Below are 14,381 nucleotides of genomic sequence, written 5' to 3'. Positions count from 1 at the left end.
AGAGAGCCAATATGACGCTTGATCAATACAAACTTCTGGGACGGTCGGGCTTGCGCGTTTCGCCGTTGAGCCTCGGAACGATGACCTTTGGTTCCGACTGGGGTTGGGGGGCGGACGGCGAGGAGGCCCGCCGCATCTTCGATCTCTATGTCGACCGGGGCGGCAACTTCGTCGACACGTCGGTAAACTACACCAACGGCCGTGCCGAGAGCCTGCTCGGCACCTTCATCGGCGACAAGCGCGAGCGGATCGTTCTTGCGACGAAATTTACCATGGCGCGCGACCCGGGCAACCCGAACTCCGGCGGCAACCACCGCCTGAACGTGGTGCGCTCCGTCGAGCAGAGCCTGACGCAGCTCGGCACTGATCGCATCGACCTCCTTTATCTCCATGCATGGGATATGACGACCCGGCCGGACGAGGTCATGCGAGCGCTCGACGACCTCGTTCGGTCCGGGAAGGTGCTCTATCTCGGCATCTGCAACACGCCTGCATGGCGCGTCGCGCAGATGCAGACGCTCGCCTACATCCGCGGCTGGTCTCCTTTCGTGGCGATGCAGATCGAATACAGCCTCGTGGAGCGGACCGTCGAGCACGAGCTTCTGCCGGCGGCCGCGGATTTGGGCCTTGGGGTGCTTCCATGGTCGCCACTCGGCGGTGGCGTGCTCACGGGCAAGTATTCCCTGGCCGACATCGAGGATTCGCGAGAGGCGACCGTGTCTGCCAGCCGGAAGGGTGTCATAGCGTCGTCCGGACATCTGAATCAACGTGCGATCGAAATTGCGGACGAGGTTCGAGCCGTCGCCGAAGAGGCCAACTCCACGCCATCGCGGGTAGCGCTTGCGTGGACATTGTCCAATCCGACTGTCGTCTCCCCCATCATCGGCGCCCGCCCGCTCGCCCAGGCCGAGGACAATCTCGGAGCTCTAGATCTGCTGCTAACGCCGGAGCAACTGGATCGTCTAAACCGGGTCAGCGTACCTAGCCCCGTCTTTCCCGCTCGCTTCACGCAACGTCCCCTCGTCCAGCAACTGATCTTCGGCGGTGCCGTGGTCGAACGCCGCGACTGACCGTTCAAACGACGTGACGCCTGTCGACCGTGCATGCAGCTTCATTGCCGGTCGATGGGTCTCAGCAACAGGAAAGGACCGATACCATGACCATTCTTCCGACACGCCACCGAGTCGCCGGCGCGAGCCGAACAGCTCTGATCACATTGGCATTGCTGTCGCTCGCCTTGCCGGGCCGAGCCATTGCCAACACCGCGGCAACACAGGTGCAGGCTCCGGACAGTGCCGCGATCGAACGGCAGAACAAGGCTATCGTCGAAGCCGCCTTCGAAAAATGGCGTGGGGGCACCTACGTCTTCGCGGAACTTCTCGCTCCCGACGTCGTCTGGACGATCCACGGCTCCGGGCCGGTCGCGGGCACCTATCGCAACCAGAAGGATTTTATCGAACAGGCATCGCGTCCTCTGACCAGCCGCCTTGCGACGCCGGTCGTGCCTGAGGTGCACGACATCTTTGCCGACGGCGACACGATCATCATCCGCTTCGACGGAACAGCGACCACGACGTCGGGCGCACCTTATCGCAATCAGTTTGTCTGGATATTCGAGATGAAGGACGGTCTCGTCGTCAAGGCGGAAGCCTTCCTGGACCTCGTTGCCTATCAGCAGGTCGTCGACAACAACGCTCCGCGTCCTCAATGACCGACGCCCGCGGCTTCGGCAGAACTTGACTGTCTGCCGAACCGACACCGCGCACCCATGCGCTATCGCCTCCAAACCGAAAACAGTAACGCTGAATGGAGCAAGACCATGCGACAGTTACTTGAAGCACTCATCACCGCCAGCCTTACGTTTCAGCCCGCAGAAGCACAGGAGACCAATTTGCAGCCGAACCATCCATATGCTGGCATGTGGGTCACCGACGACAACCGCGTTCGCCATGAACTTCTACCGAACGGACGCTATGTCGAGGCCCGCGGCCAGCGCGAGCGAGCCTATGAAGGGCGCTACGAAGTCGACGGGACGCATATCGAGTATTGGGACGACACGGGCTTCACTGCCGACGGCGATTTCGTCGATGCCAATACACTGCACCATGGCGGCATGATCTTGCGTCGCAAGCCAGCGTCGCCTTGACATACCGGCGGGCCTCCGCGATGCGGAAACGGTTCAGAGCGATGGGGTGCCGCAGGTCTTCCTGAATCCATTTGACAGGCACGGACGCAATTTGCCGCCGGCCCGTCATCGTGTCCTGTCCACTTCTCGCAGGAGGTCGATGAAGGCCCGTAACGGCGAGGGCACGTGCCGACTGCGCGGGTAATAGAGCGCCAAGCCTGGTGTCGGCGGACACCATTCGTCAAGTACTACTACCAACTGGCCGGATGCCAGGAATCGCCGTGCGAAATAGTCGGGCACATAGGCGATGCCGCGTCCGTCCACCGCCGCCTGCACGAGAAGATCATTGTCATCGAGGGTGAGGTTGCCCGGGACGTCGATCGCCACTTCCGCGCCGCGTTTTGAGAACTCCCAGCGATAGCGCTTTCCGCTCGGCAAACGCTGGCGGACGCAGCAGTGCACATAAAGATCGTCGGGCGTATGCGGTCTTGCTTTCCCGTCCAGATAGGAAGGCGCCGCCACGGCGATGAAACGCACGTCGCCGCCGAACTTCACCGCGACCATGTCTTTCGGAACAGCTTCCAGCAGGCGTATTCCGGCATCGAAACCCTGTTCCACGATATCGACGAGCCGACCTTCCGAAACAAGATCAAGCTCGACGTCGGGATAGAGATCGAGAAAGCGCGGCACGACCTCTGCGAGGAGAATGCGCGCGCCGCTCTTGTTTGCATTAATCCGCAGTGTGCCGCTCGGCGTGCCGCGCTCCTCCGACAAGGTATCGAGCGCCTGATCGAGTTCCTGAAGGACCGGATCGAGGCGCGCGAGCAGGCGCGCGCCGGCCTGGGTCAGCGACACGCTGCGTGTCGTCCGGTTGAAGAGCCGCACGTCCAGTTTTGCCTCCAGTCCGATGATTGCGTGGCTGAGAGCCGAGCGCGATACGCCCATGATCTCGGCCGCTCTGCGAAAGCTCTGGTGACTGGCCACCGCCGCAAAGGCCGCGAGATCGTTCAAACTAGGGCGTACCATTCGTGAAATATCCTCACCATGTTATCTCAAATTGAAGACCTTATATCACCAATGCTGTTGTTTTACATTCGCATGAACAAAACAGGAGTTCACATGCCAAAGATTTGGTTCATCACCGGCGCCTCCTCGGGGCTCGGCCTCGAGATGACGCAACAGCTGCTCAGCCAGGGACACGAGGTGGTCGCTACGATTCGAAGGGCCGGGGCGCTGGCGAAACTTGCGCAGGAATACGGCGATCGTCTCGATATCGTTCAGCTCGATCTGGCCGAACCGGAGAGCATTGCCTCGACCGTTAACGGCGCGTTCCAACGGCACGACCGGATCGACGTGATCGTCAGCAATGCCGGCTACGGTCTGTTCGGTGCTGCGGAAGAGCTCACGAACGAAGAGATCGGCCGGCAGATCGCCACCAATCTTGCCGGATCCATCCATCTGATCCGTGCAGCACTTCCCCTTCTTCGAAGGCAAGGCGGCGGGCGGATCGTCCAGGTCTCGTCCGAAGGAGGGCAGATCGTCTATCCGGGCTTCAGCCTCTATCACGCAACCAAGTGGGGCATCGAAGGCTTCGTCGAATCCGTCGCACAGGAAGTGGCGCCTTTCGGTATCGACTTCATTATCGCCGAGCCGGGACCGACCGGCACGAATTTCGGAGCCAATCTCGTCCGTGCGACACCGATGGATGCCTACGATGAAACCCCTGCCGGGGCCGTTCGTCAGGCGATCAGCGACGGAAGCTTCGAGATCAAGGGAGATGCCGCGCGCACCGTAGCCGCAATCATATCCGCCGCCGAGAGCGAGACGCCGCCATTGCGGTTGGCGCTGGGCAGCACTGCCTATTCATCTATCTCGCAGGCGCTTTCCGCACGCCTGTCCGCTCTTGAGGCGCAGCGGGAAGTGGCGAATTCCGCCGATCGGCAGGATCTGTGAACCGCAGCAGTGGCGGAAGAACAGACCTCATGAACAGCAAGGAAAAAACATGTCCATTCGACCGGTTATATTGGCCCTTGCCCTAAGCATTTCGTCTTCCGCTTTTGCGCAGACTGCCGCAGAAAATCAGGTCGTAGGCACTTGGCGGATGATGTCGGCAACGATCGATCCCGGTGGAAAAAATATCTCCGCCTACGGAGAGAAACCCAACGGTCTTCTCGTCTTCACTCCCGACATGCACTTCGTGGAAGTTCTTACCGACGCCGACATCCCGCGGTTTGCTTCTAACGCTCGCGGTGAGGGAACCGATGATGAAAATCGTATGGCCATGTCACGCAGTATCGGGTTTTTCGGAACCTACACCGTCGATGAGAAGGGAGAATTCAGCGGAAACCGTGTCGAAGGGGCCACATTCCCGAACTGGGTTGGCAGCGTGCGAACCCGTGATGATCTGAGGCTGGTCGTTGACGGCGACCGTATGACTGAACAATTCCGTAGGCCGGAAGGCACTGAAATCAGGATCGAATGGCAGCGCGTCAAATGAGGCACCGGAGGGCGGTCCTCTGCACAAGGTCTCGACCTTGCGAGCGTCCGCCCTTCGAGCATGCCAAAAACGAAGTTGAGCTATCCGGAGGAAAGAGCCATGCTTTTCAATCGCCGCTCCATGTTCACGGCAGGAGCCGTAACCGCGCTGGCGCTTTCAACGCCTCAGATCATGACACGCGCTGCCTTCGCGGCCGCTCCACCGAAATCGGACATCGCCAACACCGGCTTTTACCGCTTCATGCTGGGCGAGTTCGAGATCACTGTCATTCTCGATGGCAGCCGGATATTCGATGGCCCACATCCGACCTTCGGCGCCGATCGGGACGCCGACGAAGTCGTGTCTCTCATGAAAGCCAACTTTCTGCCGTCGGATCGAATGATCGGGCAATTCAACCCGGTGCTTGTGAACACAGGGACGGACCTCATCCTCTTCGACACCGGCAATGGGCCGGAGGGTAGGGAGTTTGGAACCGGGCAACTGGCGAACCGCATCGCGTCATCGGGCTATGCACCGTCCGGTGTGACAATCGTGGCGATTTCTCATCTGCATGCCGATCACATCAACGGGCTCATGGAAGGCGATCGTCCGGGGTTCAGCCGGGTACGATATGTCGTCGGTCAGGCAGAATGGGACTTCTGTGCCCGCGAACTCCTCAACGCTGTCCCGTCGTTCCCTGACGAGGCGGACGACGAACCGGGAGAGTGCGTCATGACCCGGCATGGCAGATCCATTCATATGGACCACTCAACACACAGCCGGCCAACGGGAGGCCCTGCGCCAGTCACTATCGCGACGGCTTTCAGCCTGGCAAACGTGCTCCCAGTCACGACAAAAATCTCGGCAATCACACCTGGAAACACCACTCTCGGCCTGCTGGGACTGACAAACGTCGCTGCGATCGGCGCCCCGCCGGAAGATCCGATACACAAAACCCCATAGCTCAGAGACTGCCGACCGCGGGTTCCTGCATGAGAGGCTTTCGTACGCCTGACGGCACCCGACGCGATTAGTTCGCAGCAATTGTTCGTTCCGGCCGTTTCCAGGTCGTCAAAAGCATATCGATGAAACGGTCGGCTGCGGGGGATAGGGTGGCACTCCTGCGTCTGACGATGCCGATCGTCCGAGTAACGACAGGATTGACGATCGGGCGGGTGACGAGAAACGGATGCTCCTCCTGCGGCGTTGCCAGCCTTGGAAGCACGGAAATTCCCAACCCCGCCTCGACCAGTCCCAGCGAGGTATTCAAATGGGTGACCTCGTAGAACCAGTTGAGCCTGAGGTTCGCCCGGGCGAGCGCCGCGTCAAGAAGCGTGCGGTTGCCACTGGAGCGATCGACCACAACAAGTGGGTGGCCCTCGAGCTGGTTCCAGTGGATTTCGTCAAAGGCGGCAAGCGGATGGTCTTTGCGCATGGCCAACACAAATGGATCGTCGATCAACGGCTCGAACGATAGATCCGGATCGGAATTGCCCATCAAGTTGATACCGAACTCGACTTCTCCTCGAGCCACCGCTTGTAGCCCCTCATTGGCGGTCAGATCCCGGATCCTCAACCGTATGTGAGGATAGTCGCGGCCAAAGGTGCGAATAACGGTCGGGAGGAAGTAGAAGGCGGCGGTCGGTACGCAGGCCATGGTTATCAGTCCGCGACGCTGTGATCCACTGTCCTTGATGGCAAAGAGCGAGCCGTCGAACTCCTCCAGCATGCGCCGAACGAGAGGGATCATCTCTTGACCGGTGGCCGTCGGCGCCACATGGCGGGTGGTTCTGTCGAGCAATGGCGCGCCGATCGATTGTTCCAGTTTCTGGATGCGGCGCGTCAAAGCCGGCTGCGAGATGTGCAAGGCCTCCGCCGCGCGATGAAAGCTCTCGAGTTCGACCACGGCTTGGAATGCACGAAGGTCCAAAATCTCGCAATTGATGCTCATAATGAAATAATCCCTCCGAAAATTGCATTTCACAAATAACCGCTTCTTGCACATATTGCAACAAGCCGGTGGATTGATCCACTTTATGAAACTTAGAAGGTTTGTTATGAACGATTTGGTGCGGATTCCTTGCGTCTTGATGCGCGGCGGAACCTCTCGGGGGCCGTTCTTTTTGAGCGCGGACCTGCCGTCGGACGCCGCCAGCCGCGATGCGGCCTTGCTGTCGATCATGGGTTCGGGTCATCCGCTGCAAATCGATGGCATAGGGGGCGGAAATCCCGTCACCTCGAAGGTGGCGATCATCGGTCCGCCGAGCGTTGCCGGCGCCGATGTCGACTATCTGTTCGCTCAGGTCCGGACCGACCGGCAGATCGTCGACTACTCGCCGAACTGCGGAAATATGCTGGCGGCCGTCGGGCCTTTCTCCATCGAAGCCGGCCTGGTGAAGGCCGGGGCAGCCGAAACGCTCGTACGCATCCACAATGTCAACACCGGCAAGGTGATCGAGGCGAAAGTGCCGACCCGCAACGGGGAGGTGACCTATCTCGGTGATGCCTCGATCGACGGCGTGCCGGGACTTGCCGCACCGATCGCGCTCACCTTTCTCGATGCCGCGGGAGCCAAGACCGGCAAACTGCTTCCAAGCGGCAATGCATCGGATGTCATTGACGGTATGAGGGTGACGATCATCGATTGCGCCATACCCATGGTGCTCATGCGCGCTGCCGATCTCGGAGTCACTGGATATGAAGACGCCGCGACGCTGTCCAGGAATAGCGAGCTGATCGCACGCATGTCGGCGATCCGCATCCGGGCCGGCAAGATCATGGGCATGGGCGATGTGTCGGACAAGGTCATTCCGAAGCCGGTCCTGATTGCGCCGCCGCAGAAGGGCGGTACACTTGCGGTTCGTTATTTCATGCCGAACGATTGCCATCCGGCCCTTGCGACGACGGGGGCGGTCGGCATAGCAACTGCGGTTGTCACGCCGGGGACGATTGCCGCCGATCTTGTAGGCGGCTCATCTCTTCCGGCGACTGTGCGGATTGAACATCCGGGCGGCCGTCTCGACGTCGAGCTGGAGACGCGCGGCGGCGTGACCGTGGCCGGTCTCGTGCGAACCGCGCGTCGTCTTTTCGAAGGCTATGCGTTTGCCAAGCCCGCCGGGTTTGTCGAACACGCGGCCTAGATCATTACCAATCGATCCGGTGAGGACCGGATATAGTCAGGGAGGAAATTTCATGCGCAATTGTCTGCTCGCGGCAACCGCCATCATGGTGCTTGCCGGCGTCGCTCATGCCGAGCCGGTTCGGATGAGCGTCGGCTCTTATAATCTCAATAACCTGCCGTTCCCCGTTGCCGAAAGCCTTGGCTTCTACAAGGAAGAGGGGCTGGAGGTGACTACGGAGAATTTTGCTCAAGGAGGCTCCAAGGTCCTGCAGGCTCTTGTCGCGGGCTCGACCGACGTTGCCGTTGGCTTTTATGATCACACGATCCAGATGCAGTCGCAGGGCAAGCATGTCGTCGGCTTCGTACAGCTCGCCCGCAATTCGGGGCTGGTCCTCGTTGGAAAGAACGACACCGATTTCGATCCGGCCAAGCCGGCAACGATCAAGGGAAAGAGCATCGGCATCACGGCGCCGGGTTCGTCGTCCGATTTCTTCATTCGCTATTATCTTCAGCAGCATGGCCTGACCGAAAACGATATCTCGATCATCGGCGTCGGCTCCGGCGCGGCTGCAGTGGCGGCCTTGCAGCAGGGCAAAGTCGACCTTCTTGTCAACTACGATCCGGCTGCAACGATCGTCGTCGAGCGCGGCATTGGCAAGATCCTGATCGACGCTCGCAGCGATGAGGGCGCCAAGGCCGTCTATGGCGGTATCTATCCGACCTCGGTTCTCTATGCCAACCAGGCCTATATCGAGGCCCATCCGGAGGTGATCCAGAAGGTCGCCAACGCCACGGTGAAGGCGCTGCATTGGATGAAAAATCACACAGCAGCCGAAATCGTCGAGCAGCTACCTGACGATTTCGTCTCCGGCGACAAGGCGACCTACATCAAGGCAGTCGAGAACGCCAAGGCGATCTTCTCGAAGGACGGCCTGTTCGTCGCGCAAGATACCGAGACGCCGCTCGCCGTTCTCAAGAGCTTCAACGAGAGCGTTCACAAGGCAACAATCGATCTCAATGCCACCTACACGAACAGGTTCGTAGAGGCCGCAGCCCTGCGCGCCGCCAACTAAGAGGCCTCCAATGTCAGTGACAGCAAGGAAAATTCAGGCCGTGGCCCAATCAAACCCGATACCCATGGTTTCCATCAGCGGCGTCACCATGGCGTTCGGATCGTTCGTGGCCGTCGAAAACGTCAACCTGACCGTCGGCGACGGAGAATTTCTCTCCATCGTCGGACCGACGGGCTGTGGCAAGTCCACCATCCTCAACGCCATCGCCGGCCTTTTGAAGCCTTCGGTAGGCGGGGTCTCGATCGACGGCGCTGCAGTGAAGGGCGTGCAGAACAATATCGGCTATCTCTTTCAACAGGACGCGCTCCTTCCCTGGAAGACGGCTTATGAGAACGTCGAGCTTGGGCTGCGGTTTCGTGGCGTGTCCGCCGGCGAACGGCGCGAAAAAGTCATGGGATGGCTTGAAAAGGTCGGTCTCAAGGGCTTTGAAACCCGGTTTCCCCATCAACTTTCCGGCGGGCAGCGCAAACGCGTGCAGATGGCGCAGGCCTTGATCACCGAGCCCAAGGTCATCCTCATGGACGAGCCGTTTTCGGCGCTGGACATCCATACCCGCCATCTCATGCAGAACGAGCTTCTCAAGCTGTGGCAGGAAGACCGCCGCGCCGTGGTCATGATCACGCATGATCTCGAGGAGGCGATTGCACTCGGCGATCGTGTCGTCGTTCTGGCCGCCGGCCCCAGAAGCCGGGTAATCGAAACCTTCGGCGTCGATCTCGAACGGCCGCGCGATGTCGCCGAAATCAAGCTCGACCCGAAATTCATGACCCTTTATCGCGACATCTGGGCGTCGCTGCGCGGCGAAGTGGAGAAAAGCTATGCAGGCCATTAACGTTCGTCTCATCCAGGTGGCGCTTCTGGCGATCATCCTCGGCGGCTGGCAATTCGGGGTTTCGTCCGGGGTGATCGACCGCTTCTTCTTTCCGGCGCCATTGGATATCGTCAAACAAGTGACGACCTGGATCAGTGATCACGGTTTCTACAAACATGTCGGCATCACACTCGGCGAGACCGTTCTTGGCTACCTGATCGGGACTGGTCTCGGCGTGGCGGCGGGGGTCTGGCTTGGCCTCAGCCCGTTCGTCGCCAGAGTTCTTGATCCTTTCATCAAGGCCGTGAACGCAATCCCGCGCGTCGTGCTCGCTCCCATCTTCGTGCTCTGGCTGGGACTCGGCCTCTGGTCGAAGGTCGCACTGGCGGTCACGCTGGTCTTCTTCGTCACCTTCTTCAACGCGATGCAGGGCGTCCGCGAGGTCAACCCGGTCATCCTATCCAATACCCGCATCCTCGGCGCCAAGCGTTCCGAGCTGCTTCGCCACGTCTATTTCCCGGCCGCGGCAACCTGGATCCTGTCGTCGCTGCGTACCTCCGTCGGCTTTGCCGTTGTCGGCGCGATCATCGGCGAATATCTCGGCGCATCGGCGGGTCTCGGCTACCTCATCGCCCGCTCGGAAGGCAACTTCGATGCCGTCGGTGTTTTTGCAGGCATCATCATCCTCGCCGTCTTCGTTCTGATCATCGACCTGATCCTCGATGTCATCGAAAGGAAGCTCATCACCTGGCGTCCGAACGCCGGCGAAGAGCGTCCCGCCTGAGTTCACTCTCCGGGAAATTGAGGAGGGCAACCTGGCTGGGTGCCCTCCTGTTGGATTCCGCCCTGTTGACCCGTCCTTCCGCCTGGCGTTGGCCCTGCCAGGTAGAGACAGAGCCCTTCAGGGACAGCCAAGTCCAAAATGGATAATTACACGGTTCTCAACCACGAAATTGTTTGTAGCATCTCCCGAAGGCTTGGGAGGAGCGGCGCAATATGACGGATATGAAACTTTGCATTTTGACAGGTGCCGCGGGGGAAGTTGGCCGGGCGACAGCGAAACGCTTCGCTGAGAGCGGTTGGTCGATGATTCTTTGCGACCGGACCGCTGAGATTGCCGGTCTGGCGAAAGACCTTTCAGCTGAGTTCGGCCATGCCTGCCTCGGTATTCAGATGGATCTCGCGAATGATCAAGAGGTCGACCAGATTGCGAAGACGGCCCTTGAGACCGGCATTCCGTTGCGCTTTCTAGGGCTCGTGGCCGCGATCAACCATCCGGCCGTCAGCATCGAGAACTTGGACATGGCCCTCTGGGACCGGGTGCACAACGTAAATCTGCGCGCGAACGTCAAGTTCATCAGCGCGTGTGTGCCGTTGCTGCGGAAGGCGGGCAGGGCTTCCATCGTGAATGTTGCCAGTTTCTGGGGCCGTGAAGGACATGCCTACTTCAGCCCCTATTGTACATCGAAAGCCGCATTGATTTCGCTGACGCAGAGTGTCGCCGCGGAACTTGCGCCGGATATCCGGGTAAACTGCGTTGCTCCAGGCAATATCAACACGCCGATGCATTTCAACGCGCTTGCGGTTGAGGCCGAAAAGCGCGGGATTTCAGCCGATGAGATGCGTGAGATCGAATGGGGCAAGATCCCGATGGGTCGTCCCGCGGAAACGGCGGAGATAGCGTCTGCAATTCATTTTCTGTCTACCGACGACGCCAACTATTTCGTAGGCGCGACGCTGGACGTCAACGGCGGCTGCCGATTCACCTAACCACGCGGTAATTGAGACGCGAATTGGAAGTTCAGGGGAGAAGAACGAATGTCGGACCAGCTAACGGTCATCGCGCATCTGGTGGCGCGCCCGGATAAGATCCAGGACACCAAGGAATTTCTGATGTCGCTGATCGAGCGCACGCGCGCGGAGGCGGGCTGCGTCGATTATCATTTGCACCAGAGCCAGGAAGACCCTGCGAACTTTGCCTTCTATGAAAATTGGATCGATCGTGCAGCGTTGGATGAGCATATGGAAACGCCGTATCTCAAGGAATTGATTGTACGAAAGAACGAGTTTTTCAAAGTAGACCCGGACATCCGCCTATTGACGATGATTTCGCCGCGATGACATCCGTCAGGTTCAAACACTTATGGGATCCGATCGGGTAACAATCGCCGAAGGATCGGAACTCGATCCAGGCTTGCGTGCCGGTCCGGTACTGCCTCTTAGCACCAGATGAGGGGTGAGGAGGATGCGCTTAACCGGTTGCGAGTGATTTTTGATCAGGCTCATCAGCAGGTCAGCGCTCTCGAATCCGAGATCGCGGCCGGCGGTGTGCAAAGTGGTCAATGGCGGCGACAACAGATTCATGAACGGTAGATCGTTGACGCCGGCAAGAGAAATCTGTTCGGGACAAGCGACGCCAGCCGACTTCAGGGCGACGAGGCAACCGACGGCGAGCAGGTCGTTGAAGGCGAGGACCGCGGTACTGGTCAGTCCGGATGCAAGCATATGTCCCATGATCCGCTCACCTTCCGCTACATCATAGGCTCGCGCTTCAATGACATCGAAACGGCAACCGGCCGCCTTCGCAAGGCGGGTCGCTGCATTGAACCCCGCCAGCCTGTTTTGAGCGGTGGAGGCCGCGAGCGGCGGTGTTACATAGGTGATGTCCTTATGACCCAGGTCAAGAACGTGCTCGACCATCGCCTGAACGCCTGCCGCATCGTCCATCGCGACCGAAGACATCCGGGAGTGCCGAGGATCCCGAAGAACGGCGACGGTCGGTATGCCCAGTTCCAGGCAAAGCTCGACCGAGGGGTCATTCAACTCGAAGCTTGCGACGACCAGCCCGGCGACGAACTGGCTGCTCATGCGTTCGACGATCGATCTGAGTTTGACGGGACTGTAGTCCGAGTTCGCGACGAAAGTGACATAGCCATCTTCCGCGACGCGTTCTTCTACGGAAGCGATGATGGGAGAAAACAGGGGGTCGCTGAGATTGGGGACGATGAGGCCGATCGTTCCCGTCTTCTGTGTCCGAAGGCTGGAGGCGAGACTGTTGCGCTTGTAGCCGAGTTGCTCGGCAACCTTTTCGATCTTCCGGACGACCTTGCTCGATATCCGATGGCTCGTCCCGGGATTCAGCGCACGCGACGCCGTCGAGACGTGCACGCCGGCGCCGTTGGCGACGTCGACGATGGTGACGCGCGGGCGTTTGCTCTGGTGACCTTGCGGGGTATCGCTCATTCGGTGCCGACTACTTCAACATTCGGATTCGATTAACTGGAAAAATATGCGATCAAACCTTTGCACACAAGGTGGCTCATAGAGTGCCGCCGGCCGATTTGCGACCACCCCTGGCGAATGAGCTATTTCTGTCTATGCAATCGTTGATTTTGGATCCTGTTCTTAATTTTCCTCTTTTGGTAAGCGACGGGTGCAGTCGGCAGGCTCTGAGCGCGTCTTTTTGCCGGCCCACTTTTTCCAAATCGTGGGACCGTTGAAAAAACTTTTTAGTTTTAAACAAACGATTGCTCTAATCGAAAATTTTCATAAGCAATTGGATATTTTATAAAAATCGACAAAAGGCATATTTTTTGCACGTGTATTTGTAAACTATTTGAGCAAACGTTTGCACTTGACTCAATCGGCTGTGCTCTCTAACCATGCCTTCGGATGGAACGGCACAGTGCGGTGCCGGACATGGAGAGACGCACAATGTCTTGGGAATCTGAGCGCAATTTGAAGATCGCATTCGTTGGCACCGGCGCGCAGGGCGCTTCGATTGGCGCCGACTTTGCGCTTGCGGGCCTCGACGTGACGTTCATCGAACAATGGCCGGAGCATGTCGACGCAATGAACGAACACGGTATCAGCGTCAACATGCCTATGCGATCCATCAATGCAAACGTTCGCGCAAAACATCTCTGCCAGGTGGCTGAATTGCGGGAGCGCTTCGACGTCATATTCCTCGTGGTCAAGGCTTATGACACCCGCTGGACATGTCAGCTTGTCGAGCCGGTTCTTGCGTCCGACGGCCTCGTCGTCGGTGTCCAGAACGGAATGACGCAGCGTGCGATCGCGTCCGTCGTCGGCGCTGAGCGAACGGTTGGAGCCGTATTCGACATGGCCTCCAACATGTTCACTCCCGGCGTGACAAACCGGCAGAACGATCGTGATACGTCCTGGTTTGCGCTCGGCGCGCTCGATCCGGCAAATCGCGAGCGTGTGGAAAGAGTTGCCGAATTGCTGCGGCTGAGCGGCCGCGTCGAGGTTACGGACGATATCGGCTCTGCCAAGTGGATGAAGCTGATCGTTAATGCCGCGCAACTGGTTCCGTCCGCGATCCTCAATTTGCCGTTTGCGGAGGCGGTCAGGGTGCCAGGGATGGCAAAGGTGATGCGAGCAGCCGGTTACGAGGCGATGCGCGCGGCGCAGGCTGACGGCGCAAGCATTGTTCCGATCCTTGGCATGCCTCCGACGACAACCAATGATCCCGACCGCTATGTCGACGAGATCTTCGACGAAGTGCTTAAGACCTTCATGATGCCGGATACGCTGACGACAGTCCTCCAGGACTGGCACAAGGGTCGGCGCGGAGAGGTCCTGGATATCAACGGACATGTCGTGGAGACGCTGGAAAGAGCAGGGCGGGGCGCTCCGGTCAACCGCCGGATCGTCGAGATCGCCCGCTCGATCGAGCAAGGAAGTCTGACGGCGCAGGTGACGAACAGTTCCCTCTTTGCGACGTGACAAGGCGCTTGCGAACTGAGGTTCAA

The 14,381-nt window shown here is 59.2% G+C and carries 16 protein-coding genes; 13 read left to right on the top strand and 3 right to left on the bottom strand.

What is annotated here, in order from left to right:
- Positions 1-11: 11 nt before the first annotated feature.
- The 3 genes from AB8B29_RS34870 (at position 12) to AB8B29_RS34860 (ending at position 2,146) form a co-directional block, all read left to right on the top strand.
- Positions 12-1,070, top strand: coding sequence for an aldo/keto reductase (locus tag AB8B29_RS34870; RefSeq protein ID WP_092574595.1), 1,059 nt, complete (start codon positions 12-14; stop codon positions 1,068-1,070).
- A gap of 86 nt (positions 1,071-1,156) precedes the next feature.
- Entirely contained in the window at positions 1,157-1,711 is a 555-nt protein-coding gene (locus AB8B29_RS34865) for a nuclear transport factor 2 family protein (RefSeq protein ID WP_037197981.1), read from the top strand.
- Between the two features lie 108 nt (positions 1,712-1,819).
- Positions 1,820-2,146, top strand: a complete 327-nt coding sequence (locus AB8B29_RS34860) for an Atu4866 domain-containing protein (RefSeq protein WP_037198140.1) — start codon at positions 1,820-1,822, stop codon at positions 2,144-2,146.
- Positions 2,147-2,251: 105 nt separating this feature from the next.
- Here AB8B29_RS34860 and AB8B29_RS34855 read toward each other — a convergent pair whose 3' ends face one another.
- The gene (locus tag AB8B29_RS34855; protein WP_037197982.1) at positions 2,252-3,151 is read right to left on the bottom strand and encodes a LysR family transcriptional regulator; all 900 of its coding nucleotides are present in this window, start codon (positions 3,149-3,151) and stop codon (positions 2,252-2,254) included.
- Positions 3,152-3,244: 93 nt separating this feature from the next.
- Between AB8B29_RS34855 and AB8B29_RS34850 the strand changes: the two genes are divergently transcribed.
- The 3 genes from AB8B29_RS34850 (at position 3,245) to AB8B29_RS34840 (ending at position 5,564) form a co-directional block, all read left to right on the top strand.
- Positions 3,245-4,078: an SDR family oxidoreductase gene (locus tag AB8B29_RS34850; protein WP_037198141.1), complete on the top strand. Its 834-nt coding sequence runs from the start codon at positions 3,245-3,247 to the stop codon at positions 4,076-4,078.
- Positions 4,079-4,127: 49 nt separating this feature from the next.
- Positions 4,128-4,622 carry a lipocalin-like domain-containing protein gene (locus tag AB8B29_RS34845; RefSeq protein ID WP_037197985.1) on the top strand — a complete coding sequence of 165 codons (495 nt, stop codon included), beginning with the start codon at positions 4,128-4,130 and terminating at the stop codon, positions 4,620-4,622.
- Between the two features lie 99 nt (positions 4,623-4,721).
- Positions 4,722-5,564, top strand: a complete 843-nt coding sequence (locus tag AB8B29_RS34840; protein WP_051963712.1) for an MBL fold metallo-hydrolase — start codon at positions 4,722-4,724, stop codon at positions 5,562-5,564.
- Between the two features lie 67 nt (positions 5,565-5,631).
- Here AB8B29_RS34840 and AB8B29_RS34835 read toward each other — a convergent pair whose 3' ends face one another.
- Complete coding sequence (locus AB8B29_RS34835) at positions 5,632-6,552, bottom strand: LysR family transcriptional regulator (protein WP_037197987.1); 921 nt, start codon at positions 6,550-6,552, stop codon at positions 5,632-5,634.
- A 106-nt stretch (positions 6,553-6,658) separates the two neighbouring features.
- On the opposite strand from AB8B29_RS34835, the gene AB8B29_RS34830 reads away from it, so the two are divergent.
- From AB8B29_RS34830 to AB8B29_RS34805, 6 genes are all read left to right on the top strand, one after another.
- Positions 6,659-7,741 carry a 4-oxalomesaconate tautomerase gene (locus tag AB8B29_RS34830; RefSeq protein WP_037197990.1) on the top strand — a complete coding sequence of 361 codons (1,083 nt, stop codon included), beginning with the start codon at positions 6,659-6,661 and terminating at the stop codon, positions 7,739-7,741.
- Positions 7,742-7,793: 52 nt separating this feature from the next.
- A complete protein-coding gene (locus tag AB8B29_RS34825) occupies positions 7,794-8,795 on the top strand; it encodes an ABC transporter substrate-binding protein (protein ID WP_037197992.1) in 1,002 nt (333 codons plus the stop codon).
- 64 nt (positions 8,796-8,859) lie between these two features.
- Positions 8,860-9,627: an ABC transporter ATP-binding protein gene (locus AB8B29_RS34820; protein ID WP_037197994.1), complete on the top strand. Its 768-nt coding sequence runs from the start codon at positions 8,860-8,862 to the stop codon at positions 9,625-9,627.
- Positions 9,614-10,390 (top strand): ABC transporter permease, encoded by a 777-nt coding sequence (locus AB8B29_RS34815; protein ID WP_092574591.1) that lies wholly within the window; start codon positions 9,614-9,616, stop codon positions 10,388-10,390. Before AB8B29_RS34820 ends, AB8B29_RS34815 begins: the two co-directional genes overlap by 14 nt.
- A gap of 212 nt (positions 10,391-10,602) precedes the next feature.
- Positions 10,603-11,376: an SDR family NAD(P)-dependent oxidoreductase gene (locus AB8B29_RS34810; RefSeq protein ID WP_037197998.1), complete on the top strand. Its 774-nt coding sequence runs from the start codon at positions 10,603-10,605 to the stop codon at positions 11,374-11,376.
- 48 nt (positions 11,377-11,424) lie between these two features.
- Positions 11,425-11,727: a putative quinol monooxygenase gene (locus AB8B29_RS34805; protein ID WP_037198001.1), complete on the top strand. Its 303-nt coding sequence runs from the start codon at positions 11,425-11,427 to the stop codon at positions 11,725-11,727.
- Positions 11,728-11,739: 12 nt separating this feature from the next.
- Here the strand turns inward: AB8B29_RS34805 and AB8B29_RS34800 are convergent, their stop codons facing one another.
- Positions 11,740-12,849, bottom strand: a complete 1,110-nt coding sequence (locus tag AB8B29_RS34800) for a LacI family DNA-binding transcriptional regulator (protein WP_047641373.1) — start codon at positions 12,847-12,849, stop codon at positions 11,740-11,742.
- Positions 12,850-13,320: 471 nt separating this feature from the next.
- On the opposite strand from AB8B29_RS34800, the gene AB8B29_RS34795 reads away from it, so the two are divergent.
- On the top strand, positions 13,321-14,355 hold the full coding sequence (locus AB8B29_RS34795; protein WP_037198003.1) for a 2-dehydropantoate 2-reductase N-terminal domain-containing protein: 1,035 nt from the start codon (positions 13,321-13,323) through the stop codon (positions 14,353-14,355).
- Positions 14,356-14,381: the final 26 nt, after the last annotated feature.

This window comes from Rhizobium sp. 11_C7_N12_5, from assembly GCF_051811145.1.
In the GTDB taxonomy this organism is placed as follows: Bacteria; Pseudomonadota; Alphaproteobacteria; order Rhizobiales; family Rhizobiaceae; genus Rhizobium; species Rhizobium lusitanum.
The sequence above is the reverse complement of the archived record's forward strand: the minus strand, read 5'-3'. Positions and strand labels throughout refer to the sequence as shown.

What these genes read in the sequence shown, in the direction of transcription:
- AB8B29_RS34870 (WP_092574595.1), top strand. Translation starts at nt 12, where the DNA reads ATGACGCTTGATCAATACAAACTTCTGGGACGGTCGGGCTTGCGCGTT.
- AB8B29_RS34865 (WP_037197981.1), top strand. Translation starts at nt 1,157, where the DNA reads ATGACCATTCTTCCGACACGCCACCGAGTCGCCGGCGCGAGCCGAACA.
- AB8B29_RS34860 (WP_037198140.1), top strand. Translation starts at nt 1,820, where the DNA reads ATGCGACAGTTACTTGAAGCACTCATCACCGCCAGCCTTACGTTTCAG.
- AB8B29_RS34855 (WP_037197982.1), bottom strand. Translation starts at nt 3,151, where the DNA reads ATGGTACGCCCTAGTTTGAACGATCTCGCGGCCTTTGCGGCGGTGGCC.
- AB8B29_RS34850 (WP_037198141.1), top strand. Translation starts at nt 3,245, where the DNA reads ATGCCAAAGATTTGGTTCATCACCGGCGCCTCCTCGGGGCTCGGCCTC.
- AB8B29_RS34845 (WP_037197985.1), top strand. Translation starts at nt 4,128, where the DNA reads ATGTCCATTCGACCGGTTATATTGGCCCTTGCCCTAAGCATTTCGTCT.
- AB8B29_RS34840 (WP_051963712.1), top strand. Translation starts at nt 4,722, where the DNA reads ATGCTTTTCAATCGCCGCTCCATGTTCACGGCAGGAGCCGTAACCGCG.
- AB8B29_RS34835 (WP_037197987.1), bottom strand. Translation starts at nt 6,552, where the DNA reads ATGAGCATCAATTGCGAGATTTTGGACCTTCGTGCATTCCAAGCCGTG.
- AB8B29_RS34830 (WP_037197990.1), top strand. Translation starts at nt 6,659, where the DNA reads ATGAACGATTTGGTGCGGATTCCTTGCGTCTTGATGCGCGGCGGAACC.
- AB8B29_RS34825 (WP_037197992.1), top strand. Translation starts at nt 7,794, where the DNA reads ATGCGCAATTGTCTGCTCGCGGCAACCGCCATCATGGTGCTTGCCGGC.
- AB8B29_RS34820 (WP_037197994.1), top strand. Translation starts at nt 8,860, where the DNA reads ATGGTTTCCATCAGCGGCGTCACCATGGCGTTCGGATCGTTCGTGGCC.
- AB8B29_RS34815 (WP_092574591.1), top strand. Translation starts at nt 9,614, where the DNA reads ATGCAGGCCATTAACGTTCGTCTCATCCAGGTGGCGCTTCTGGCGATC.
- AB8B29_RS34810 (WP_037197998.1), top strand. Translation starts at nt 10,603, where the DNA reads ATGACGGATATGAAACTTTGCATTTTGACAGGTGCCGCGGGGGAAGTT.
- AB8B29_RS34805 (WP_037198001.1), top strand. Translation starts at nt 11,425, where the DNA reads ATGTCGGACCAGCTAACGGTCATCGCGCATCTGGTGGCGCGCCCGGAT.
- AB8B29_RS34800 (WP_047641373.1), bottom strand. Translation starts at nt 12,849, where the DNA reads ATGAGCGATACCCCGCAAGGTCACCAGAGCAAACGCCCGCGCGTCACC.
- AB8B29_RS34795 (WP_037198003.1), top strand. Translation starts at nt 13,321, where the DNA reads ATGTCTTGGGAATCTGAGCGCAATTTGAAGATCGCATTCGTTGGCACC.